Below are 22,037 nucleotides of genomic sequence, written 5' to 3'. Positions count from 1 at the left end.
TGCGAGCCTAAACGACTCGCGGCCACCGGGACTGTGGCCGCCGACACAACCCCTACACGCCGAGGACGGTCGGCACGATCATCGGCCGCCGCCGGTAGGCGTCGGCGACCCAGCGGCCGACCACCCGCCGCACGCTCTGCGCGATGCGATGGGTATCGGTGACGCCCTCACCGGCCAGCCGCAGCAATTCGGCCTCGACCAGTTCCTGCGCCGCGACCAGCGCCTCCGGATCGTCGGAGAAGCCGCGACCGCTGACCTCCGGCGCGCTGACCGCCTTGCCGGTGGTCTGGTCGACGGCGACGGTGATCGCGATGAACCCGCCCTCGCCCAGGATCAAGCGATCCGACAGCGTCGACTCGCCCACGTCGCCGACCGACAGGCCGTCGACGTACACCTGGCCGACCGGGAAGCGGCCGGTGATCGCGGCGATGCCGTCCACCAGATCCACCACGACGCCGTTCTCGGCGAGCATGACGCGGTCCTCCGGAACGCCGGTGGCGACCGCGAGCGCGGCGTTGGCCCGCAGATGCCGCCATTCGCCGTGCACGGGCATCGCATTGGTCGGGCGCACCGCGTTGTACAGGTACAGCAGCTCACCCGCCGAGGCGTGGCCGGAGACGTGCACCTTCGCGCTCTGCTGGGTCACCACGGTCGCGCCGAGCCGGGCCAGGCCGTTGACCACCCCGAACACCGCGTTCTCGTTGCCCGGGATGAGCGAGGACGCCAGCACCACCAGATCGTCGGCGCGGATGTTGATCTGACGGTGGTCGCCGCGGGCCATCCGCGACAGCGCGGACAGCGGCTCGCCCTGCGAACCGGTCGAGATGAGCACCAGCTTGTGCACCGGCAGGTTGGCGGCCTGGTCCAGATCCACCACCAGCCCGTCGGGCAGTTCGAGATAGCCGAGGTCCTGGGCGATCTGCATATTGCGGACCATGGACCGGCCGACGAAACACACCCGCCGGTCGTAGCGCTGGGCGACGTCGACCACCTGCTGGATGCGGTGCACGTGACTGGCGAAGGAGGCCACGATCACCCGGCCCCTGGCCTTGCCGATGACGCTGTCGAGCACCGGGCCGATCTCACGCTCCGGCGTCACGAAGCCGGGCACCTCGGCGTTGGTGGAGTCGACCAGGAACAGGTCCACCCCTTCGTCGCCGAGGCGGGAGAAACCGGCCAGATCGGTGAGCCGGCCGTCCAGCGGCAACTGGTCGAGCTTGATGTCGCCGGTGTGCAGCACCAGCCCGGCCGGGGTGCGCAGCGCGACCGCGATGGCATCCGGGATGGAGTGGTTGACGGCGAAGTACTCGCATTCGAACGGGCCGTGAGTGGTCTTCTCGCCCTCGGTGACCTCGAGCAGCTTCGGCTGCAGCCGGTGCTCGCGGCACTTCGCGGCGACCAGCGCGAGGGTGAACTTGGAGCCGACGACCGGGATGTCGGGGCGCAGGCGCAGCAGGAACGGCACCGCGCCGATGTGGTCCTCGTGGCCGTGGGTGAGCACCACGGCCACCACGTCCTCGATCCGGTCCTCGATGGGCCGGAAATCGGGGAGGATCAGATCGACACCGGGCTGCTGATCCTCCGGGAACAGCACGCCGCAGTCGACGATCAGCAGCTTGCCGTCGAATTCGAACACGGTCATGTTGCGGCCGATTTCGCCGATGCCCCCGAGCGCGAACACGCGCAGGCCGTGCCGCGGCGGCGCTTCGGGCAGGCCCAGCGGGGCCGGGCCGGGCGCGGGTTCGGATTGCTCGGCACGCAGTTGCTCGGCACGCCCGCGGGCTTGCTCCGCGCGGCCACGTCCGCCCTGCCTGCCCCGGCCGCGGCGCTGCCGGTCGGGCCGCTCCGACCTTCCGGATTCGGCCGGAACACCTTGCGGCGCGGCCTTTTCCGCGGAGCGCAGATCCTGCTCCGCGGCCTTGGCCAGCTGTCGTTCCTCGCGGGCTGCGGCCTTCGCCTCCTGGGCGACCGAATCGACCTGCGGCGTCGGCTCGGCCCGGGGCGTCGGCTCGGCCCGCGGGGTCGTCTCGGACTGCGGGGTCGACCCGGACTGCGGTGACGTCTGTACGGGCTTGGGCTCGGGCGCCCCGGCGGCCCGGCTGGCGGCTCGGCGGCGAGGACGACGGCCTTCGGGATCACTCATGCGTAGACTCCTCCGGCTTCCAGTTCGGCAGCGATCAGATGCAGCACCTCGCCCTCGGGCATCAGCTGCGGCAACCGCGGCTCACCCACCTCCACGCCGAGCAGCCGCAGCGACGCCTTCACCATGGCGACACCGCCGACCCGGGCCATCGCCCGCATCAGCGGCAGCATGCTCACGTGGATCTCACGGGCGCCCGCGACATCCCCGGACAGGTAGGCGTCGCGCAACGACACCAGCCGCTCCGGGACGAGATGCCCGATGACGCTGATGTAGCCGACCGCGCCGACCGACAACCACGGCAGATTCAATACGTCGTCGCCGGAGTACCAGTCCAGGCCGGTCTCGGCGATCAGTTCCGCGCCGACGCCGAGGTCGCCCTTGGCGTCCTTCACCGCGACGATGCGCGGATGCTCGGCGAGGCGGCGGATCGTCTCCGGCAGGATCGGCACCACCGAACGCGGCGGGATGTCGTACAGCGTCACCGGCAGATCGGTGGCGTCGGCGACGGTGAGGAAGTGGGCCAGCAGCCCCTCCTGCGCCGGGCGCGAGTAGTACGGGGTCACCAGCAGCAGTCCGTGCGCACCGGCCCGCTGGGCGCTGCGCGCCAGTTCGATGCTGTGCGCGGTGTCGTAGGTACCGGCCCCGGCGATCACCGTGGCGCGCGAGCCGACGGTCTCGACGACGGCGTGCAGCAGATCGAATTTCTCCGACTCGGTGGTGGTCGGCGATTCGCCGGTGGTGCCGGACACGGCGAGCAGGTCGACACCCCGGTCGACCAGGCGACTCGCCAGCGCGACGCCGGCGTCGACGTCGAGCTTGCCCTCCGCGGTGAAGGGGGTCACCATCGCGACTCCGACCGTGCCGGACGCGCGCAGCTCTGTCCGCGTCGAATCACCGTTCGTCATGGTCAGCAAGGCTACCCGGTTAGGGGAACCGACATCGCACCCGTCGTCCACCTGGAAGCGGGGACACTCGTCACACCAGCATCACGACAGCAACATTGACATCATTTTGCCGCTTGAATGACATCACTGTTGACGTCATGCTGGTGTCATGGATTTGAACACTTATACCGCGCGGTTGCGCGAGGATCTGGTCGCGGCGGCGGCTCTCGGCGACGAGAAGACGCAGGCCACCGCCGCCGCTCTCGCCGCGGCCACCGAGAACTCCGCGCGGTTGACGCTGCTCGCGGCGCTGTCGGACCTGGCCGCCGAGATCAGCGCGGCGCTCGGCGATCGCACGGTGCGCGTGTCGATGGACGGCACCGATGCCCGCGTCGACGTACGGCCCGCCGAGCGTCCGGACGAGACACCCACATTCGAGGACCTGACCGGCGACATCAGCCGGGTCACGCTGCGCCTGGTCGACCAGATCAAGTCGCGCGCCGAGCAGGCCGCCGCGCAAAGCGGGATGTCATTGAATTCGTGGCTGTCCAGCACGGTGCAGGACGCGCTGCGCGACCAGATGCGCCGGGGCGGGCCCGGGCGCTGCGACGACTGAGCCGACGAAAGCGGCGGGCCCGCAAGCTCTCACGTCGACACCGAGATGTTCCCGGCGGTGTCGATCTCGGTGCGGCGGTCGTGATCCGGGGCGTGCGCGAGCACGGTCGCCAGCACGCGGCGGCCGGTCGGCAGCACCCGCACCGTAATCGAACCCCCATTGGCGGCGTCCAATTCCTTTGTCGCCGAATCGATCACGCGCTGGCGCACCCACTGCGGCGCACCGGCGAAGCCGCCGTCGTCGAGCAGCACCACCTCGACGCCGCGGGAGCGGGCGCCGCGGGCCGCGCCGCTGAGCTCCTCGGTCACCAGCTTCGGCGCGCGCAGGCCGTCGCGCAGTTCCGCCTCCAGCAACCGGCATTCCTCGCGTTCGGCGGGGGTGAGTTCGGCGCCGTCGGCGATGCGCTCCAGGATCGGCCGCGCCACCCGGTCCAGCCGGGCCAGCTGCCGGATGCGTTCACCGTCGGCGGCGGCCATGGTGGCCTCCGCCGCGGCCCGGATCGTCACGTCCTCGTGCAGGATGCGCAGCGTGCGCTGGGTCGGGCGCATGATCACCGCGAACACCGAGATGGCCGTGACCGTCCCGACCGGTACCAGGGCCGCGGAGATCGCGCCGTCGGCGCTGCCGATCCGGGCGGCGGCCAGACCGTCGACCACCACCACCCCGGCGACGCCGAGCCAGGCCGCCCGCAACCGGCCGCGCAGCACCAGCACCGCCAGCACGTAGGAGGTGACGAACGTCGTCCACACCATGTGCCCGGCGTGGTCGGCACCCAGGTGGGCGACCGTCAGCACCGTGGCGACCGGCCCGGCCGCGACCACGTACGCCGTCACCGGCCAGGGCAGCGGATCGGTCGGCACCACCAGCACCAGCGCCCCCGCGACCACCTGGATCGCCAGTGCGACCAGCACCGCCCACAGCGGCGAGGCCGACAGGTTGCGCAGCATGTACAGCACGATCGTCAGTTCCAGGATCAGCAGGAACAGCCAGGCCGCACCGCCGCGCAGGCCGAGCAACTCCCGCAACCCGAATCCCGCGGCGACCTCGGGATCGGGGAAGTCAGTGCGAACCATCGCCGCCCCACACCAGCGTCACCGTCGTCCCCTCCCCCGGCTGCGACTCCACGAACCCCGCGCCGCCGGCGAGCTGCCGCATCCGGCCCAGAATGCTCACCGAGATGCCGAGCCGGTCCGACGGCACCCGCCGCACATCGAAACCGGCGCCGTCGTCGGTGAAGACCAAGCGGATACTGCCCGCGCTGATGGTGCAGGTGACGGTGCGATGCACGGTTCGTCCGGGTACCCCGGCGTGCCGCAGGCTGTTGCGCACGGCCTCGCCCAGCGCCGAGGCCAGCGTGGTGGCCGCGTGCACCGGCATGCGCAGATCGTCGAAGCCGGGCCAGGTCCGGGTGGCGAAGCGGATGCCCGGATTGATCTCGTGCACGGCCGAGCGCAGGAAGATGACCGCCGCGCGGGCGTCGAGTACGTCGGGTTCGCGGGCGGCGACGCGGATCTCGTCGAGTTGTTCGAGGGTGCGTTCGGCCTGGCGACGCAGCACAGCCGACTGCTCGTTGCCGCGTGAGGCGTCGAGCAGGGTGGACAGCACGGCGTCGTGGATCAGCGCGGCGAAGCGCGACCGCTCGTGGTCGCGGGCCGAGGCCGCGGCCGACGACGCCGCCTGCCGACTGGCCCGCGCCGACTCCCGGTCCACTCGCGCGGTGGCGCCCAGCGCGCTGGCCACGCACCACAGCAGCAGCGTGGACAGCCCGAAGGCGCGGGCGAACGCGCTGACCGCCGACATCGCCGTGAGGTCCTCGACCAGATAGACGTTGCTCGCGGCCACCGCCACCGAGCCGATCAGCAGATATCCGGCCGACAGCAGCACCGGCCAGGCCAGCGCGGCGGTCAGCATGCCCAGCGGCAACATCCGGTACACCCACATCGAGGCCGCGTCCACGGTGTGGGTGTGCAGGGCGAACGGCAACGTCGCCAAGCCGGCCAGGTAGCCCACCGCGATGACGCCGGCGACCGTGCGAATCACCCAGGGCCGCATGCGGATCGATACCGCCGCCAGCACCGGGAATCCGCCGAACACCAGCGCCGCCGCCACCGGCGCCCACCAGTCCGCCGCGTGGCGGCTCTGCGCCAGAATCTCGGGCAGATCGACCAGGCCCATGATCACCCCGCCGAGACCCATCGACAGGCCCAGCCGCCGGACGATCCGGTCGAAGGCCACCGCGCCGGCGTCCTCGCTCACCGAATGGCCGCGCCACCACGTTCCCGCCCGCACCAGCGGACCCGCCCGGACGATCGGTGCCTCCGTAGTGCCGACAGCGATCATGCCCGGGGGTGGCGTTCGGGCACGGGTAGCCAGCCGTCCTCCACCGCACGCTTGTACAGGTCGGTCTTGGTGGGGGCGGGCCGACCGGCATCGGCGTATTTCTGGCGGATGCGCCCGAGGTAATCGTTGACGGTCTGCTCCGACAGGCCCGTCAGCCGCGCCACCCGCGACGCCTTCTCCCCCGAGGCGTACAGCGTGAGCACTTCCTGCTGGCGCGGGCTGAGCCCGACGTCGGAGAGCTGCGGATCGCCGTCGATGGCGGCGGCCCAGTCGGTGGTCACCACCTGCTCCCCCGAGGCGGCCGCGCGCACCGCCGACACGACGGTCTGCACGTCCTCGGACTTGCGCACCACGCCCAGCACCCCGGCGCGCGCGGCCGAACGCACCAGGAACGGGTTGTCCGCGCCGGTGAACACCAGCACCTCCAGACCACGGTCGCGCAGCGCGCGCACATTGTCCTGCGGCGTGGACCCGTCGGCCAGCCGCAGATCCAGCACCACCAGATCCAGCCGCGGTTCCGCCGCGAGCAGTTCACCCACGGTCCCGGCGGTCAGCACGAGTTCGAGATCGGCCTCCCCCGCCAGCATCGAGGCCAGCCCGAGCGCCACGGACTCGTGGTCCTCCACCAGCCCGATCCGGCGCGGCTGCGACGTCGCCGGCTGCTCCGGCGTCCCCTGCTGTATCGCGTCCACGGCCACTCACCCCTTCTCAGAATCCCGAACACCCTGGCCCGGCAACCGACCCCCGCGCACAGATACCGCCCAGGCACCGGAGATTACTTGCGTCGAGTATGCCGGTAGGGGTGGTCGGGAGTCAGCCACAAGAAATCGGGGGGCGGGGTCGGTCGCGTCTCCCACCACCGTTCCGCAGCGGCCTGGCTGACCGTCGTCCGACCTTGGATTACCGCTGTGCGCGGCTGAATTACCATGACCGTATGGCCGTCCAGAGACGAAGCGACCCGAACTCCCGGAGCGCATGACTTGGGAAGAACTGTCGGCGCTTCCCGAGGAGATCGCCGAGCAGATCGAGCTCTGGGACGGTCGGGTGGTGTGGCTGCGACGCGGTCCACACGAACATCAGGAATTCACCAACCTCATCCGGAACGGACTGCGTGCCTGCGCTGGAACCGCTATGACGCAGGACCCCGAGAAGTGCTGGCGGGTAAGCACAGAAACCAACGTGTTCTTCGGACACACCGGGATGTCGGATCATCCGTTCCCATCAATATCCCGTGGTCCGACCTGGTGTTCTGAACCGCCCGCTGCGCGGAAGAGCAAGGAGAGATCGGAGAGGTTATCGCCCAGACCGACGACGATCCCGAGGCGCCTATCGCATCAACTGGGCCGCCACGGTTGCGCCGAGTTCCCAGCACGCTTCGATGTCTTCTTTGGACGGTTTGCCCGACACCACCACATACTCGGATGCCTTCACCCACCCCAGCCCCGTCGTGATCGAAGTGATGCCCTTCTCCGCTCCCTCGGTGCCCTCGTTGCCGTGGAGGTAGAGGCCGAAGGGGCGGCCTCGGGTGGAGTCGAGGCAGGGGTAGTAGATGAGGTCGAAGGCGTGTTTGAGGGCGCCGCTCATGTAGCCGAGGTTGGCCGGGGTGCCGAGGAGGTAGCCATCCGCTTCCAGTACGTCCGTGGGCGATACGGACAAGGCTGCCCGCCGCACGACCTCTACACCCTCGATCTCCGGATCGGTCGCGCCGGACAGTACGGCCTCGAACATCGCTTGCATGAACGGTGATGGCGTGTGGTGAATGATCAGCAGCGTGGGCACACCAGGGAGCCTAGTGTCGTGTTCGCGCCGTTCCAGGTGTTCCGGCGGTTACCGTACTGGCGTGCCTTCCCGTTCCCGTCTCCCCAGACTGCCGGAGCTGACCCCGGCGGCCGACCCTCGCCGGGGATACTCGCAGCAGGAGATTCTGGAGGAGTTGCGGAGGTTGATTCTGGCGGGGAATCTGCCGCCGGGGACGGGGTTGCCGTTGCGGGAGTTCGCGCAGCGGTTCGAGGTGAGCGCTATTCCGGTGCGGGAGTCGTTGCAGACGTTGATCGGGGAAGGGCTGGTGGAGCATCGGCCCAACTTCGGTTACACCGTGACCCGGCTGACCGCCGCGGAGTTGCGGGAGTTGTATGTGGTGCGGGAGCGGCTGGAGTCGGCGGCGCTGGCCGCGGCGGTGCGGCGAGCCGGCGCGGAGGATCATCGCCTCGCCAGCGAATCGCACGCCCGGCTCGAGCGCGCGGTGCTCGATGACGACCCGGCCGCCTATCACCGCGAGACCCGCGTGTTCCATCTGGCGCTGACCCGCCCGTCGGGTATGGCCCGGCTGGTGCACATGCTCGAATACGCCTGGAACATCACCGAACCGGTGCAGCCGATGGTGCACGTCAGCACCGGCGAGCGGGTCGTGCTGCACGCCGACCACAGCCGCCAGCTGGCGGCGTTCCTGGCCGGGGACGCCGAGGCGCTGCTGGCGGCCACCGAGCAGCATCACGCCCGGCTCAACCACGTGGTGTCGGGGTTGCCGACCGACACCGGTCTGTTCGCCGAGCCGACCACGCCGGAAGATATATAGTTTCCGCAACAAGCAGGCAATACCGGCTGGTTAACGTCGTCCGAATCACGTTTCACCCGCTGCCGCGGGACAGATCGATCGGATGTGCGACATGACCGAGACCGCCGCACCGGCGCTCGCGACCACCCAGGAGGCGGCAGCTCCTGCGATCCCGGGCACCGCTTCCCGTCCCGACTACGACCCCCGCCTCACCAACGAGGATCTGGCCCCGCTGCGCGAACAGACCTGGGGCGTCTACAACATCTTCGCGTTCTGGATGTCGGACGTGCACAGCGTGGGCGGCTATGTCACCGCGGGCAGTCTGTTCGCGCTCGGTCTGGCGAGCTGGCAGGTGCTGATCGCGCTCGTGGTCGGCATCGTGATCGTCAATGTGTTCTGCAATCTGGTCGCCAAGCCGAGCCAGCGCACGGGCGTGCCGTACCCGGTGATCTGCCGCAGCGCGTTCGGCGTGCTGGGCGCCAACATCCCGGCCGTCATCCGGGGGCTCATCGCGGTGGCCTGGTACGGCATCCAGACCTTCCTGGCCTCGGCGGCGCTGGACGTCGTGCTGGTCAAGCTGTTTCCCGGGCTGGCTCCGTACGCGGTGACCGCCGATTACGGCTTCCTCGGACTGTCGGCGCTGGGCTGGGGCAGCTATCTGGCGCTGTGGGTGCTGCAGGCGTGCGTGTTCTGGCGCGGCATGGAATCCATCCGGAAGTTCATCGACTTCTGCGGTCCCGCCGTCTACGTCGTGATGTTCGCGCTGTGCGGGTATCTCATCGCGAAGGCCGGGTGGGGCGCGATCGATCTGAACCTGTCCACGGTCACCCATCACGGCTGGTCGGCGCTGCCGGTGATGCTGGGCGCGATCGCGCTGGTGGTGTCGTATTTCTCCGGCCCGATGCTGAACTTCGGCGACTTCTCCCGGTACGGCCGGTCGTTCACCGCGGTGCGGCGTGCCAATCTGCTCGGGCTGCCGGTGAACTTCCTGGTGTTCTCGCTGCTCGTGGTGGTGACCGCGTCGCTGACGGTGCCCGTGTACGGCGAACTCGTCACCGATCCGGTGGCGACGGTGGCCCGCATCGACAACACCTTCGCCATCGTGCTCGGCGCGCTCACTTTCACCATCGCCACCATCGGCATCAATATCGTCGCGAACTTCGTCTCCCCGGCGTTCGACTTCTCCAACGTGAGCCCGCAGCGGATCAGCTGGCGGGCGGGCGGCATGATCGCGGCGGTCGGCTCGCTGCTCATCACGCCGTGGAATCTCTACAACAACCCCGATGTCATCCACTACACGCTGGAAACGCTGGGCGCGTTCATCGGCCCGCTGTTCGGGGTGCTCATCGCCGACTACTACCTGGTGCGCAAGCAGCACGTCGTGGTCGACGACCTGTTCACCATGGCCACGCGCGGCACATACTGGTACCGCAAGGGCTACAACCCGGCGGCGATCATCGCGACCGCCATCGGCGCCGTCGCCGCGATGTTCCCGGTCCTGGCCTCCGGCCGGCTCACCGGGATGTACACCGCCGCGCAGTACAGCTGGTTCATCGGCTGCGGGCTGGGCCTGCTCGCCTACGGGGTGCTCGCCACCCGCGGCCGGTTCCGGCTACCCGTCCCAGTCCCTTCCGAGACCCGTTGAGGAACATGAGAATTCGTGTAGTCAATCCCAACACGACGGCTGCCATGACGGCGCTCATCGACGAGTGCGCGCGAGCGGTCGCCACGCCCGGCACGGTGGTCGAGTCGGTCACCTCGGCCATGGGCCCGGCCTCCATCGAGAGCCACTACGACGAGGCGCTCGCGGTGCCCGGGCTGCTGGCCGAGATCGCGCGCGGCGAGGCCGAGGGCGTCGACGGCTACGTGATCGCCTGTTTCGGCGATCCGGGGCTGTACGCCGCGCGGGAACGGGCGCGTGGACCGGTGATCGGCATCGCCGAGGCGGCCATGCAGGCCGCGAGCCACCTGGGCCGCGGGTTCAGCGTGGTCACCACCCTGGCCCGCACCGTCGGACAGGCCGAGGATCTCACCGAACGCTATGGGATGCAACGGTTCTGCCGTGGCATCCACGCCACCGACATCCCCGTGCTCGAACTCGAGGATCCGCAGGTGCGGCGCGTGATCGCCGACGCCTGCCGCGCCGCGGTCGCGGCGGACGGCTCCGACGCGATCGTGCTCGGCTGCGCGGGCATGGCCGACCTGTCCGAATACCTGACCGCGGAGGCCGGGGTCCCGGTGGTCGACGGGGTCGCCGCGGCCACCCTCGCGGTGCAGTCGCTGGTGACCCTCGGCCTGCGCAAGTCCGGCCGCGGCGAATTCGCCGCCCCACTTCCCAAGCACTACACGGGGCTGCTGGCGGAATTCGGGACCGACGGGCCAGCGGCACCGCCCACCGCTCCCCGGCGCGGCGCGGAGGTGCGCGAATGACCCTGCCGCCGGACACCCGCGCGGGCCGACCGCGCGCCGTGCGCCCCGCACCGACCCGCCGATGCCCGCGTGCTCGGCACGGGCACGCGGGCTCCGCCCGGCCACGTACGCACCTGGCGGGGGCCGCGGCCGGAGAGGGGCGAGCATGACCCTGCCGCCGGACTTCCTGTCGGCCGTCGCGACCCGCTTGCGCGACGTGGACGCCGAGTTGGCCCGGTGCTATCCCGGAGACCGCCCCGGGCAACCCGTCCACACGGCCTACGTGTCCGCCGCCGAGGCGACCGAGGAGCTGCCGTACGAATGGGGTATGGCGGCAACGGAACTAGCGGAACGACAGGCCGGGCCGCTGACCGAACTGGGCGGGGAAGAAGTCCTGTCCCGTGTGCGAGAAACCTTGGCGCAGCGGCCCATTCAGGATATTCGGCTGGATTTCGAAGACGGCTACGGTACGCGCGGTGACGACGTCGAGGACCGGGATGCGGTGCGCGCCGGGCAGATCCTGGCGACGCTGCCCGCGTCGGTGTTCTCCCGCGGCATTCGAATCAAGGGGCTGACCGGGGCGGAGTACCGCCGGGCGATCGGCACGCTGGAGCGGGTGCTCGACGGTGCGGGCGGCGTGCCGGACGGGTTCGTGTTCACCGTGCCGAAGATCCGCGCGGCCGAACAGGCCGACATCGCCGTGCGGCTGTGCGAGGCGCTGGAGTCGGCGCACGGCTTGCCTTCGGGCGCTTTGCGTTTCGAGCTGCAGATCGAGAGCCCACAGGCCATCGTCGCCCCCGACGGCACCGCCACGGTCGCCCGCGCGATCCATCGCAGCGCCGGACGGTGCAGCGGACTGCACTACGGCACTTACGATTACAGCGCCGCCTGCGGGATCTCCGCACAATTCCAATCCCTCGAGCATCCGGTCGCCGATCACGCCAAGGCGGTCATGCAGGCGGCGGCCGCGCAGACGGGCGTGTGGGTGTGCGACGGCTCCACCCAAGTGGCCCCGATCGGCACCGACGAAGAGGTCGCGGCGGCGGTGTCGCGGCACTTCCGCCTGGTCACCCGGTCACTCGAGCGCGGCTACTACCAAGGCTGGGACATGCACCCCGGCCATCTGGTCACCCGCTGGCTGGCGACCTACACCTTCTTCCGGGGCGCGCTGCGAGCCGCGGCGCCGCGCATCGACCGATACCTCCAGCGCCGCGGTGGCGCCGTCGTCGACGAACCGGCGACCGCGCAGGCGCTGGCCACGGTCGTGCTGCGCGGGCTCGACTGCGGCGCCTTCGGACCCGGCGACGTCACGGCGCAGGCCCCGGCCGCCACCGTCGACGTCCTCCACCAGTTGCGAGAAAGGAAACTGCCACTCACATGAGCGGTGCGCCACACGATTTCACCCTGCTGCCGGACCTGGCACTGCGCTCGCTCGGCGGCGCGGTCGTCTGGGCCAACGACGAGTCGTTCGCGGAGAAGGAGAACCTCATCCGGCCCGAGCCCGCCACCTTCTCCACGGAGAGCTTCGGGCACAAGGGCAAGGTGTACGACGGCTGGGAGACCCGGCGGCGGCGACGGCCGGGCGGTGACGCACCGGCCGCCGACGACTGCGACGAGGCCGTCGTGCGGCTCGGCGTGCCCGGCGTCATCCGCGGCGTGGTCGTCGACACCGCGTGGTTCAAGGGCAACTATCCGCCGGAGATCTCGGTGGAGGCGATCGCGATCGAGGGTTACCCGCCCGCCGACGAGATCGCGGCCCGGCCGGGCTGGACCACCCTCGTCCCGCGCGCCAAGGTCGAGGGCGACACCGCCAACAGTTTCACCGTCGACTCCGAACAGCGCTTCACTCACGTGCGGTTGCGGATGTATCCCGACGGCGGCGTGGCGCGGCTGCGTGTGCACGGGGAGGCGAAACCCGACCTGCGCTGGCTGGGTTCGGGCCGGTTCGACCTGGCCGGGCTGGAGAACGGCGGGCGCGTGGTGGACTGCTCCGACCGCTTCTACTCCTCGCCGCAGAACCTGCTGCTCCCCGACCGGGCCCGGATCATGGGCGAAGGCTGGGAGACCGCCCGGCGACGCGGCGGCGGCAACGACTGGGTGCGGGTGCGGCTGACGGGCGAGGGCGTGCTGGACGCCGTCGAGATCGACACCTCCTACTTCCTGTTCAACAGCCCGGGCGCCGCCCGCCTCACCGGAATCCGCGCCGACGGCACCGAGGTGGAACTGCTCGCGCGCACGAGCCTGCTGCCCGACACCCGGCACCGCTTCCCGATCGAGACGGCCGACCCGGTCACCGAGGTACGCCTGGACGTCTATCCGGACGGCGGTTTCGCGCGGCTGCGCGTGTTCGGCACGCTCACCGAGTCGGCCCGCACGCGCTTGGCCGCGGAGCCGGTGCTCGGGCACCTGGCCGACGACGCGCTCGACCGGTTGCGCGAGGACCCGTCGTGACGGGCGGCGTTCGATGCCGTGCTCCGCGAGCGGCGAAAGAGGCTGCGGCATGAGCGATTACGGCCGTGACATGGTCGGGTACGGCCCCAACCCGCCGCATCCGCACTGGCCCGGCGAAGCCAATGTGGCCGTGCAGTTCGTGCTCAACTACGAGGAGGGTGGTGAGAACTGCGTCCTCGACGGGGACGAGGGATCGGAGACGTTCCTGTCGGATATCGTTCCGGCACAAGCCTTTCCCAACCGTCATCTGAGCATGGAGACGCTCTACGAGTACGGTTCGCGCGCGGGGTTGTGGCGGGTGCTGCGGGCGTTCGAGAGCCGCGGCATTCCGCTGACGATCTTCGGTGTCGCTCGTGCGCTGGAACGAAATCCGGAGGCGGTGGCGGCCTTCCGGCGGCTGGACTACGAGGTGGCCTGCCACGGGCTGCGCTGGATCTCCTACCAGCTGGTGGATCCGGAGATCGAGCGCGAGCACCTGGCCGAGGCGGTGCGCATCTTCACCGACCTGTTCGGCGCGCCGCCGCGCGGCTGGTACACCGGGCGCGACTCGCCACAGACCCGCGAACTGGTGGTCGAGCACGGCGGTTTCACCTACGACTCCGACTCCTACGCCGACGATCTGCCGTACTGGGTTCGGGTCCACGGGCAGGACCACCTGGTGGTGCCGTACACGTTGGAGGCCAACGACATGCGGTTCTCCTCCCCGGCGGGATTCGCCAACGGCGAGGAGTTCTTCACGTATCTGAAGGACGCCTTCGACGTGCTCTACGCCGAGGGCGCGGCCGGCGCGCCGAAGATGTTGTCGGTCGGCCTGCACTGCCGATTGGCGGGCCGCCCGGCACGAGCGGCGGCCCTCGGCCGCTTCCTCGACTACGTCCAGTCACATGACAAGGTATGGCTGGCGCGGCGCATCGACATCGCCGAGCATTGGGCGAAAGTGCATCCGCCGCAATGACTTCCCCGCGGCGAGCTGCTCACATCCCGTGACATTCGACGATCGGCGGCGGATAGAGCTCGGCCGGTACGCCGGCACGCCACGGCCGGTGCACCGCGGCGCCCGGCAGGCCCGCGAGCTCCGGTACCCAGCGACGCACGAACTCGCCCTCGGGATCGTGCCGGTCGGCCTGGCGCAGCGGATTGAGCACCCGGTTGGGCCGGGTGTCGGTGCCGGTGCCCGCCGCCCACTGCCAGTTCAGCTGGTTGTTGGCGATATCGGCGTCGACCAGCCAGCGCAGGAAGTGGTCGGCGCCGATGCGCCAATCCAGCCGCAGGCTCTTGGTCAGGAAACTGGCCACGATCAGCCGGGCACGGCCGTGCATCCAGCCCTCGGCACGCAGTTGCCGCATGGCCGCGTCGACGATCGGATAGCCGGTCCGCCCGCTCCGCCAGGCGTCCGACGCGTGTGGGTCGTCCCGCCACGCGCGCGGACCCGGCCGGTAGTCGCGCCACGCGGCGTCGGGGCGCGCGGCCAGCACCTGGTGGTGGAAGTCCCGCCAGGCGAGTTGCCGGGCGAACGCCGCGCCGCCCGCACTCGACACGTCGGCGCGGGCGAGCACTTCCGTCGGCGACAGGCACCCGAAGTGCAGATGGGGCGACAGCCGCGAGGTGGCTTCGGCACACAGGCTGTCGGCCGCCGAGGCGTAGTCACCGATCGGCCCGGACAGCCAGCGCCGCAACAACTTCCGCGCGGTGGTCTCGCCGCCGACGGACAGTTGTGGCGAACCCGCCGCGGCCTCGGAGCCGGGCAGCGGTTCGCTGTCGAGCGTCGGCACACACAGCCGCGCGGGCTTCGGCAGCGGGCGCCGCAGCGGCACCTCCAGCCAACGCCGGTAATACGGAGTGAAGACGGCGAAGTGGTCGCGCCCGGTCGCCGGTGACAGCTCGGACGGGTCGACCGCGGTGATCGACCCGCCGTGTTCGCGCAGTTCGCAATCGCGCCGGGCGAGCCGCTCCCGCAGCGCATCCGCTCGCCGGCGGCTGTACCAGCTCACGTCCGCGGCGATGTGCACGCTCGTCGCACCGACCTCGCCGACGACCCGGTCCACCGCCGACACGACGTCCCCGTGCCGAATCACCAGGCGTCCCGCAACCGCCCGCAGTTCGGCGTCCAGTTCGGCGAGGGCGGCGGCGAGAAAGCGCGCCCGGTTCGCCGACGCCCGCGCGGCGACGATTCCGTCGTCGACGACGAACAGCGGCACCACCGCGTGGCCTTCTCGCTGCGCGGCGGTCAGCGTGGGGTTGTCGTGTACGCGCAGATCACGGGTGAACAGGGCGACCGTCACGGTCATCGGAGACCTCCGATCGATTGTCGCGGTCGGCGGCTGCCACGAGGGTGGCGTCGGCAGTGGCCGGGCGGCTCAAACCCACCTACCGCCGGCGCGACCCTCGCGGCAGCCGCCATCGGCTGGATCAGATCGAGCAGAGGGGACGGATCGCGGTGTCCCCGCCCGATGTAGGCGAAGTCAGGTAACGGCAGGTGTCCTGACCGGCGGCCACGATCGCGTCTCGCACGGCCTGCCATTGAGGCATGTCCAGCCTCGGGCCACGTGACAGCACGAATCCGGAGACCGAAGCGGGGTCGGTTACCACTGCCCAGGAATAGTCCGACGCGAGGCCGGTAACGACATAGTTCGGCTGACCGTATCGCTGTTGGAGAGTAGGCACACCCGGGAAAGTGACATGCAGCTGCGCGCCCGTCACCGAATCGGTCACTGTGGCCGTGCCGGTGATCTCGTTGCTTGTGCCGGCCCAGGTGACGCAGCTGTTGTGCACTGATACGTCGCCCGCCGGGTCGAGGGCATACTCGGCGCGAGTGTCCCGTGCGCAGGCGAGATTGAAGTACTGCGGAACCGCGGCCAGCTGATGCCACGTGCCGAGATACCGCTGGAGGTCGAGTCGCGGTACCGGAGCCGGCGCGGCAACCGCCATCGGCGCCGCCGTGAACAGTAGCGATACCGCACCGAGCAGGGCGGTCACGGCGGCACCCCAGCGGAAACGGTGTGGACTGCGAGCGGTCACGAGCACCTCCTGAGTCGATTGCCGTCCATCCTACGCACAAACGTTGCATAAGCGTTGCACGTCGTCGAAACCTCCCGGAACCGCCGGACCGTGCCGGGCCCGCGCCAAGCCTGGAGGCAGAATGTCTTCCATGCCCGCTGGTTCCGGCCCCCACTCGGACGCGGGATACACCGTGCGCGCGGTCGCCGAACGGCTCGGTATCCCGACGGCCACGCTGCGAAGTTGGAACCACCGCTACGACATCGGGCCGCCACGCGATCGGCCCGGGCGGCACCGCCTCTACACCGAGGCCGACATCACGCAGCTGGAGCGGATGGTCGATTTGATCCGTGGCGGCGCCAGTCCCGCCGGCGCCGCCGCCTCGGTACGGGCTCCGGTGGCAGAGCACGGCGACAGCGCGACCCTGCTCACGGCCGCGTTCGCTCTGGACGCCACTCGGACCACCGCGTTGCTGACCGCTCATTTCCGGGCGTTCGGCGTGGCCGACACATGGAATGCCTTGTGCCGCCCCACATTCGCCGAGGTTGTCGCGCAGCAGAAAGACGGCGTGGGTTGTATCGACGTGGAGCATCTGCTGTCGTGGTGCATCACCGCGGTGCTGCACCGGGTCGCTCCGCCGCCGGCGGATCCGGGGGCCGTGGTCCTCGCGTGCACCAGCGGCGAGACCCACGCGCTTCCGCTCGAGGTGCTGCGCGCCGCACTCGCCGAACTCGGGATCGGCGCGCTCATGCTGGGCGCGAACGTGCCGACGAGCGCTCTGACCGACACCCTCGACCGCCATCCCCGGCCGGTCTCCATCGTGTTGTGGTCACAGCAGGAATCGACCGCGCTGACATCGGCGGTCCGGGCCTGCCTTGCCGGGCGCGCCCGGGTGTACGTCGGCGGCCCCGGCTGGGACGAGGCGCTGCTACCGGATTCGGTGACCCCCGTGTACAGCCTCGCCGATGCGATCGACCGGCTCCGCTGATCGTGCCACGCAACGGTTTCGAATCGTTAGGGCGGAATAACGGCGTGGTCACGCAACGCTAGCGCTCACTTTCGCGCTCGAGACGTTCCAATGCGACCGCGCGGCGCATGGTCTCGCGGGCCCGGGTGCGGTCACCGGCGTAGTCGTAGGCGCGGGCGGCTCGATAGTTCGTGCGCCAGTTCTCCGGGTCGGCTTCCCATTCGCCCCGCACCTGCTCGAAAAGGGCGTCGGCGGCGGCCTTTTCGATCCGTCCGGAAGGTCGGCGCGGCAGGTCGGTAACATCGAGTTCGCCGCCCTCCTCATGCATGCGCCGAGCGAGCCGCTGGTGTGCGAGGGCGGCGCGAATACTGGTCGCGACAATCCAGACACCCAGGATCGGCAGGATCAGCACGCCGACCCCGATGGCAACCGCCGCCACCCCGCCCGACCGGATCAACTCCACCGCGATCCGCCCCAGCAGCACGAAGTAGAAGGCCAGCGCCAGCACCAGAAACGCGAGAAAGGCGAGCTTCACCGACACCTGGCGGGCGTCCCCGCCCCTCACGATGTCCCTCCGCCGAACTCCATGCCGCTCACAGGTCCAGGAAGGAGTCGAGGCCGACGGTGAGGCCGGGACGGGTGGCGATCTGCCGCACGCCGAGCAGCACACCCGGTGCGAAGGAGGAGCGGTCCAGGGAGTCGTGGCGGATGGTCAGTGTCTCGCCCTGGGTGCCGAACAGCACTTCCTGGTGAGCGACCAAGCCGGCGAGCCGCACCGAGTGCACGCGCACGCCGTCCACGTTCGCGCCGCGGGCGCCGTCGAGTTCGGTGGTGGTGGCATCGGGGCTGGGGCCCACACCCGCCGACTTGCGCGCCTCGGCGATGATGCCCGCCGTCCGGTACGCCGTGCCCGAGGGCGCGTCGGCCTTGTTCGGGTGGTGCAGTTCGATCACCTCGACCGAGTCAAACCAGCGCGCCGCCTGCTCGGCGAACCGCATGGACAGCACCGCGCCGATCGCGAAGTTCGGGGCGATCAGCACCCCTACCCCCGGCGCGGCGGACAGCCAGCCGCGGACCTCCGCCAACCGGCCTTCGTCGAACCCGGTGGTGCCGACCACGGTGTGAATGCCGTTCTCCACCAGAGTGCGCAGGTTGGGCATCACCACGTCGGGATGGGTGAAATCGACCACGACCTGAGCACCCGCGTCGGTGAACGCCGCCAGCGAGTCGTCCTTGTCGACCTGCGCGACCAGTTCCAGATCACCGGCCGCCTCGACCGCCGCGCAGATCGCCTGCCCGACCTTGCCGCGCGCGCCGAGCACACCCACCCGGATCCGGTTCGCAGTCACCCTGAACTCCTCACATGCGTCGACTTCTGCTGCGCAGCCGAGCCTAGCCGCCGCAGCATCGGGAGCCGGGAGCCGTCCCCTCGACAGCCGCTCAGTCGAACACGATGACCTGGCGCAGGCCGTGCCCGGCGGCCAGCTCGTCCATGGCCGCGTTGATGTCCTCGAGCCGGATCCGCGCGGATACGAGGCGCTCGACGGGCAGCCGCCCCTCGCGCCACATCCCGATGTATTCCGGAATGTCGCGTTCCGGCACGGCCGAACCGAGGTAGCTGCCGACGATCGACCGGCCCTGCGCCACCAATCCCAGCGGTGAAATGCTCGCTCGCGCCTCGGGATTGGGCAGGCCGACGGTGACGGTGGCGCCCCCCGGCGCAGTGGCGGCGACGGCGGTCTCGAACGCCCGCACATTGCCGGCCGCCTCGACCACGACATCGGCCCGCACGTCCCGTTCGGCCAGTTCGGCGGGAGTGAATACCTGGTCCGCACCGAGATCCGTTGCCAGCGCAAGCTTTTCGGGCAGCGTGTCGACGGCGATCACCGTGCTGCCCAGTTCCTCGCGCAGCGACGCCGCGACGAGCAGCGCCGCCATGCCGACCCCGCCCAGGCCGACGACCATGATGCGATCACCCGGACCCGGCCGCGCCGAGTTCAGCAGCGCCCCGCCGCCGGTCAGCACCGCGCAGCCGAGCACGGCCGCCACCTCGGGCGGCACGTCGTCGTCGACGGGCACGACCGAACGCCGGTCGACGACCGCGTGTGTCGCGAATCCGGAGACGCCGAGGTGGTGGTGTACCGGTTCGCCGCGCCGCCGCAGTCGGCGGCCGCCGGTGAGCAGTTCACCGCTGTTGTTGGCGGCGCTGCCCGGCACGCACGGGGTGCGGCCGCCGGTCGCGCAGCCCGCGCAGTTCCCGCATCGGGGCAGGAAGGTCATCACCACCCGCTGCCCGATCTCCAGGTCGGTTCCCGAACCGGCCTGCTCCACGCGGCCCGCCGCCTCGTGGCCGAGCAGCATCGGCACCGGCCGCACGCGATTGCCGTCGACCACCGACAGGTCGGAGTGGCACAGCCCGGCGGCCTCGATGCGGACCAGCAGTTCGCCGGGACCGGGTGCCCCGAGGTCCAGTTCGTCCACGACGAGGGGCTTCGACTCGGCGTACGGCGACCGATCACCGATTCGTTCCAGGACAGCACCGCGAATCCTCATGGACCCGACGCTACCGCGCGGGCAGCAGACACGCCGCCAGACCGGAGTACCCATACGCAGCAGGCACACCGCCAAACCAGGCACCCACACCCAGCACGCACACCGCCAAACCAGGCACCCCCACACGCAGCACGCACGCCGCCGGGCCAGGCGCCCACCCCGCAGCAGGCACGGCGCCAGACCGGAGTACCCACACGCAGCAGGCACGGCGCCGGTCCAGGCACCCACGCCCAGCACGCACACCGCCAGACCAGGGACCCACACGCAGCACGCACACCGCCGGGCCGGGTGTGCGCGGGTACCGGGCGTGCGCGGACCGGTGCCACCGGTGCCATAATCGCCGCAGGTATTTCTCTCGAGCACGCGCCGACCACCGATGAGGCGAATTCATGAAGACGACCTCCCCGACCCGCAATCTCAACCGGCTGATCACCGGCTCGTTCGGCCGGATCGCGCGCGGTTACGACAGCCCGCTGCTCCAGCATGTCGTGTACCGGCCGCCGCAGGATCAGGTGCTCGCCGAGCTGCGGGCGGCGGGGTGCCGCCGGATCGCCGACATCGGTTGCGGCACCGGCATTCTCACCACCCGGATCCAGCGCGAGTTGGAGCCGGAGCAGGTGTTCGGCGTCGACGCGTCTCCCGGCATGCTGGCCCAGGCCCGCACCCGTTCCCCGCGGGTGACGTGGTTACAGGCCCCGGCCGAGCGTCTCCCGTTCGGCGACGAGTCGCTCGACGCGGTGGTCACCACCAGCGCGTTCCATTTCTTCGACCAGCCCGCCGCACTCGACGAGTTCGCCCGGGTGCTGGTGCCGGACGGCTTGGTGGCGGTCTCCACGGTGAATCCGGCCGGACACCTCGCGAGCCCCGTCCGCCAACTCACCCGCACCACCTTCAGCCCCTACCACGCACCGTCCCCCGCCGAGATGCGAAACCTCCTGCGCCAGGCGGGTTTCGACGTCTCGAACCAACGCAGAATCGACCGGCCCCTACCCCGCTGGCTGGTCCCCGACGTGATCACCGTCGGCCGCAAGCACTAACCACGCACAACGCGGCAGATGCGATCGGCGGGCGGTAACGCCTGGTCACGCCCAGCGCATCAACCAGCGGTCTACCGTGCGGGGCGCGAGCAGGCCGACCGCGCGGAGGGCTGCGGCGTAGTGGGGGACCATGCGGACGGGGCGGGTGGCGATCGCGTGGACCAGCCATTCGGCGGCCTGTTCGGGGGTGAGGCCGGGCATGCGGCGGTAGCGCTCGGTGGGGGCGCTCATGGCGGTGTGCACGAGCGGGTAGTGGATGGAGGTGAAAGCTATTCCGCGGGCCGACAATTCGCCGTCCGCGCAGCGGCCGAAGCCCGCGAGCGCCGCCTTGGACGCGTGGTAGGCGGCCAAGCGCGGGGAGGTGTCGGCGGCGACGGTCCAGGTGCCGACGTTGATCACGTGCCCCGCGCCGCGTTCCACCATGGCGGGCAGCAGCCCGAGGGTGAGCTGGACGGCTCCGAAGTAGTTGACCGCCATGGTGCGCCGGAAGTCGTGCATCCGGTCGAAGGACTCCTCGAGCGGTCGCCGGATCGAGCGGGCGGCATTGTTGATCAGCACATCCACCGCGCCGTAGGTGCCGGTCACCCACTGCACCAGTTCGTCGACCCGGTCGCTGTCGGCCATATCGCAGACCCGGCGCTCGGCCTTGCCCCCGACCGCCGCGATCTCGTCACCGAGCCGCTCCAGCTCGTCACCGCGCCGGGCCACCAGAATCACCTCGCCCCCGGCCTCCGCCAGCCGCAGCGCCGCGGCCCGGCCCACCCCGGCGGAGGCGCCCGTGAGCAGAATTCGCTTCCCCGCCACCGCCTCCGCGTGTGCCGCCCGCACACCGCCGACCGGGCGCAGCAACCGGGGCATCACCCGCCACATGATCCGCCCCCGCACACCCCGCGACTTCCCTTCGACCGACATACCGCCCAGTCAACCACGCCCCACCCCCGTCACTCGCGTCCTCGCCCGCCCGGCTCCACCTCCCGTGGACAGCAACCCGGGCGGGCGGTTCTGCCACCTGAGCAGGCGAACCGGTCGAGCGGCCGCCGATGCGGCGCCGACGACACGTGCCGAGGCATGCGGCGAACCGACCAG

Annotated in this window: 21 protein-coding genes; 9 read left to right on the top strand and 12 right to left on the bottom strand. The window is 70.5% G+C overall.

The features are described 5' to 3' along the window. Positions 1-52 precede the first annotated feature (52 nt). Together NWFMUON74_RS11395 and dapA are read right to left on the bottom strand one after the other, a co-directional pair. Positions 53-2,143, bottom strand: a complete 2,091-nt coding sequence (locus NWFMUON74_RS11395) for a ribonuclease J (protein WP_187687781.1) — start codon at positions 2,141-2,143, stop codon at positions 53-55. Further along, a complete protein-coding gene (dapA, locus tag NWFMUON74_RS11390; protein ID WP_187687780.1) occupies positions 2,140-3,048 on the bottom strand; it encodes a 4-hydroxy-tetrahydrodipicolinate synthase in 909 nt (302 codons plus the stop codon). The genes NWFMUON74_RS11395 and dapA overlap by 4 nt, the downstream gene beginning before the upstream one ends. Before the next feature lie 148 nt (positions 3,049-3,196). Here dapA and NWFMUON74_RS11385 point away from each other — a divergent pair, with 148 nt between their 5' ends. Then, the gene (locus NWFMUON74_RS11385; RefSeq protein WP_187687779.1) at positions 3,197-3,643 is read left to right on the top strand and encodes a hypothetical protein; all 447 of its coding nucleotides are present in this window, start codon (positions 3,197-3,199) and stop codon (positions 3,641-3,643) included. A gap of 29 nt (positions 3,644-3,672) precedes the next feature. On the opposite strand, the gene NWFMUON74_RS11380 is transcribed toward NWFMUON74_RS11385, so the two are convergent. The 4 genes from NWFMUON74_RS11380 to NWFMUON74_RS11365 all read right to left on the bottom strand — a co-directional run bounded on the left by NWFMUON74_RS11380 (position 3,673) and on the right by NWFMUON74_RS11365 (position 7,762). Beyond that, positions 3,673-4,716 carry a hypothetical protein gene (locus NWFMUON74_RS11380; protein ID WP_187687778.1) on the bottom strand — a complete coding sequence of 348 codons (1,044 nt, stop codon included), beginning with the start codon at positions 4,714-4,716 and terminating at the stop codon, positions 3,673-3,675. Continuing rightward, a complete protein-coding gene (locus NWFMUON74_RS11375; protein WP_232110966.1) occupies positions 4,703-5,899 on the bottom strand; it encodes a sensor histidine kinase in 1,197 nt (398 codons plus the stop codon). Before NWFMUON74_RS11375 ends, NWFMUON74_RS11380 begins: the two co-directional genes overlap by 14 nt. Before the next feature lie 80 nt (positions 5,900-5,979). Continuing rightward, the gene (locus NWFMUON74_RS11370; RefSeq protein ID WP_187687776.1) at positions 5,980-6,675 is read right to left on the bottom strand and encodes a response regulator transcription factor; all 696 of its coding nucleotides are present in this window, start codon (positions 6,673-6,675) and stop codon (positions 5,980-5,982) included. Between the two features lie 634 nt (positions 6,676-7,309). Then, on the bottom strand, positions 7,310-7,762 hold the full coding sequence (locus NWFMUON74_RS11365) for a flavodoxin family protein (protein WP_232110965.1): 453 nt from the start codon (positions 7,760-7,762) through the stop codon (positions 7,310-7,312). Positions 7,763-7,823: 61 nt separating this feature from the next. On the opposite strand from NWFMUON74_RS11365, the gene NWFMUON74_RS11360 reads away from it, so the two are divergent. From NWFMUON74_RS11360 to puuE, 6 genes are all read left to right on the top strand, one after another. Then, positions 7,824-8,558, top strand: a complete 735-nt coding sequence (locus NWFMUON74_RS11360; protein WP_425300386.1) for a GntR family transcriptional regulator — start codon at positions 7,824-7,826, stop codon at positions 8,556-8,558. A 91-nt stretch (positions 8,559-8,649) separates the two neighbouring features. Continuing rightward, complete coding sequence (locus tag NWFMUON74_RS11355) at positions 8,650-10,182, top strand: NCS1 family nucleobase:cation symporter-1 (protein ID WP_197987002.1); 1,533 nt, start codon at positions 8,650-8,652, stop codon at positions 10,180-10,182. 5 nt (positions 10,183-10,187) lie between these two features. Then, positions 10,188-10,967: an aspartate/glutamate racemase family protein gene (locus NWFMUON74_RS11350; protein WP_187687773.1), complete on the top strand. Its 780-nt coding sequence runs from the start codon at positions 10,188-10,190 to the stop codon at positions 10,965-10,967. Positions 10,968-11,112: 145 nt separating this feature from the next. Next, complete coding sequence (locus tag NWFMUON74_RS11345) at positions 11,113-12,327, top strand: DUF6986 family protein (protein ID WP_187687772.1); 1,215 nt, start codon at positions 11,113-11,115, stop codon at positions 12,325-12,327. Continuing rightward, positions 12,324-13,397, top strand: coding sequence for an allantoicase (alc, locus tag NWFMUON74_RS11340; RefSeq protein ID WP_187687771.1), 1,074 nt, complete (start codon positions 12,324-12,326; stop codon positions 13,395-13,397). The genes NWFMUON74_RS11345 and alc overlap by 4 nt, the downstream gene beginning before the upstream one ends. Positions 13,398-13,446: 49 nt before the next feature. Further along, positions 13,447-14,352 (top strand): allantoinase PuuE, encoded by a 906-nt coding sequence (gene puuE / locus NWFMUON74_RS11335; protein ID WP_187687770.1) that lies wholly within the window; start codon positions 13,447-13,449, stop codon positions 14,350-14,352. Between the two features lie 19 nt (positions 14,353-14,371). Here puuE and NWFMUON74_RS11330 read toward each other — a convergent pair whose 3' ends face one another. Both NWFMUON74_RS11330 and NWFMUON74_RS11325 read right to left on the bottom strand, forming a co-directional pair. Then, positions 14,372-15,685: a cryptochrome/photolyase family protein gene (locus NWFMUON74_RS11330; RefSeq protein WP_187687769.1), complete on the bottom strand. Its 1,314-nt coding sequence runs from the start codon at positions 15,683-15,685 to the stop codon at positions 14,372-14,374. 121 nt (positions 15,686-15,806) lie between these two features. Then, on the bottom strand, positions 15,807-16,325 hold the full coding sequence (locus NWFMUON74_RS11325; protein WP_187689084.1) for a lipocalin family protein: 519 nt from the start codon (positions 16,323-16,325) through the stop codon (positions 15,807-15,809). Between the two features lie 220 nt (positions 16,326-16,545). Here NWFMUON74_RS11325 and NWFMUON74_RS11320 point away from each other — a divergent pair, with 220 nt between their 5' ends. Next, a complete protein-coding gene (locus NWFMUON74_RS11320) occupies positions 16,546-17,382 on the top strand; it encodes a MerR family transcriptional regulator (RefSeq protein ID WP_187687768.1) in 837 nt (278 codons plus the stop codon). Between the two features lie 58 nt (positions 17,383-17,440). Here the strand turns inward: NWFMUON74_RS11320 and NWFMUON74_RS11315 are convergent, their stop codons facing one another. The 3 genes from NWFMUON74_RS11315 to NWFMUON74_RS11305 form a co-directional block, all read right to left on the bottom strand. Then, the gene (locus NWFMUON74_RS11315; RefSeq protein WP_187687767.1) at positions 17,441-17,926 is read right to left on the bottom strand and encodes a hypothetical protein; all 486 of its coding nucleotides are present in this window, start codon (positions 17,924-17,926) and stop codon (positions 17,441-17,443) included. Positions 17,927-17,954: 28 nt separating this feature from the next. Beyond that, entirely contained in the window at positions 17,955-18,710 is a 756-nt protein-coding gene (gene dapB, locus NWFMUON74_RS11310) for a 4-hydroxy-tetrahydrodipicolinate reductase (RefSeq protein ID WP_187687766.1), read from the bottom strand. 91 nt (positions 18,711-18,801) lie between these two features. Beyond that, positions 18,802-19,914 (bottom strand): alcohol dehydrogenase catalytic domain-containing protein, encoded by a 1,113-nt coding sequence (locus NWFMUON74_RS11305; protein WP_187687765.1) that lies wholly within the window; start codon positions 19,912-19,914, stop codon positions 18,802-18,804. Positions 19,915-20,303: 389 nt separating this feature from the next. On the opposite strand from NWFMUON74_RS11305, the gene NWFMUON74_RS11300 reads away from it, so the two are divergent. Beyond that, positions 20,304-20,951, top strand: coding sequence for a class I SAM-dependent methyltransferase (locus NWFMUON74_RS11300; protein ID WP_187687764.1), 648 nt, complete (start codon positions 20,304-20,306; stop codon positions 20,949-20,951). Between the two features lie 45 nt (positions 20,952-20,996). Here the strand turns inward: NWFMUON74_RS11300 and NWFMUON74_RS11295 are convergent, their stop codons facing one another. Beyond that, positions 20,997-21,863, bottom strand: a complete 867-nt coding sequence (locus NWFMUON74_RS11295; protein WP_232110964.1) for an SDR family NAD(P)-dependent oxidoreductase — start codon at positions 21,861-21,863, stop codon at positions 20,997-20,999. Positions 21,864-22,037 lie beyond the last annotated feature (174 nt).

Origin of the sequence: Nocardia wallacei (assembly GCF_014466955.1) — a bacterium.
In the GTDB taxonomy this organism is placed as follows: Bacteria; Actinomycetota; Actinomycetes; order Mycobacteriales; family Mycobacteriaceae; genus Nocardia; species Nocardia wallacei.
Note: the sequence above shows the minus strand (reverse complement) of the source record. Positions and strands in the feature narration are given on the sequence as shown.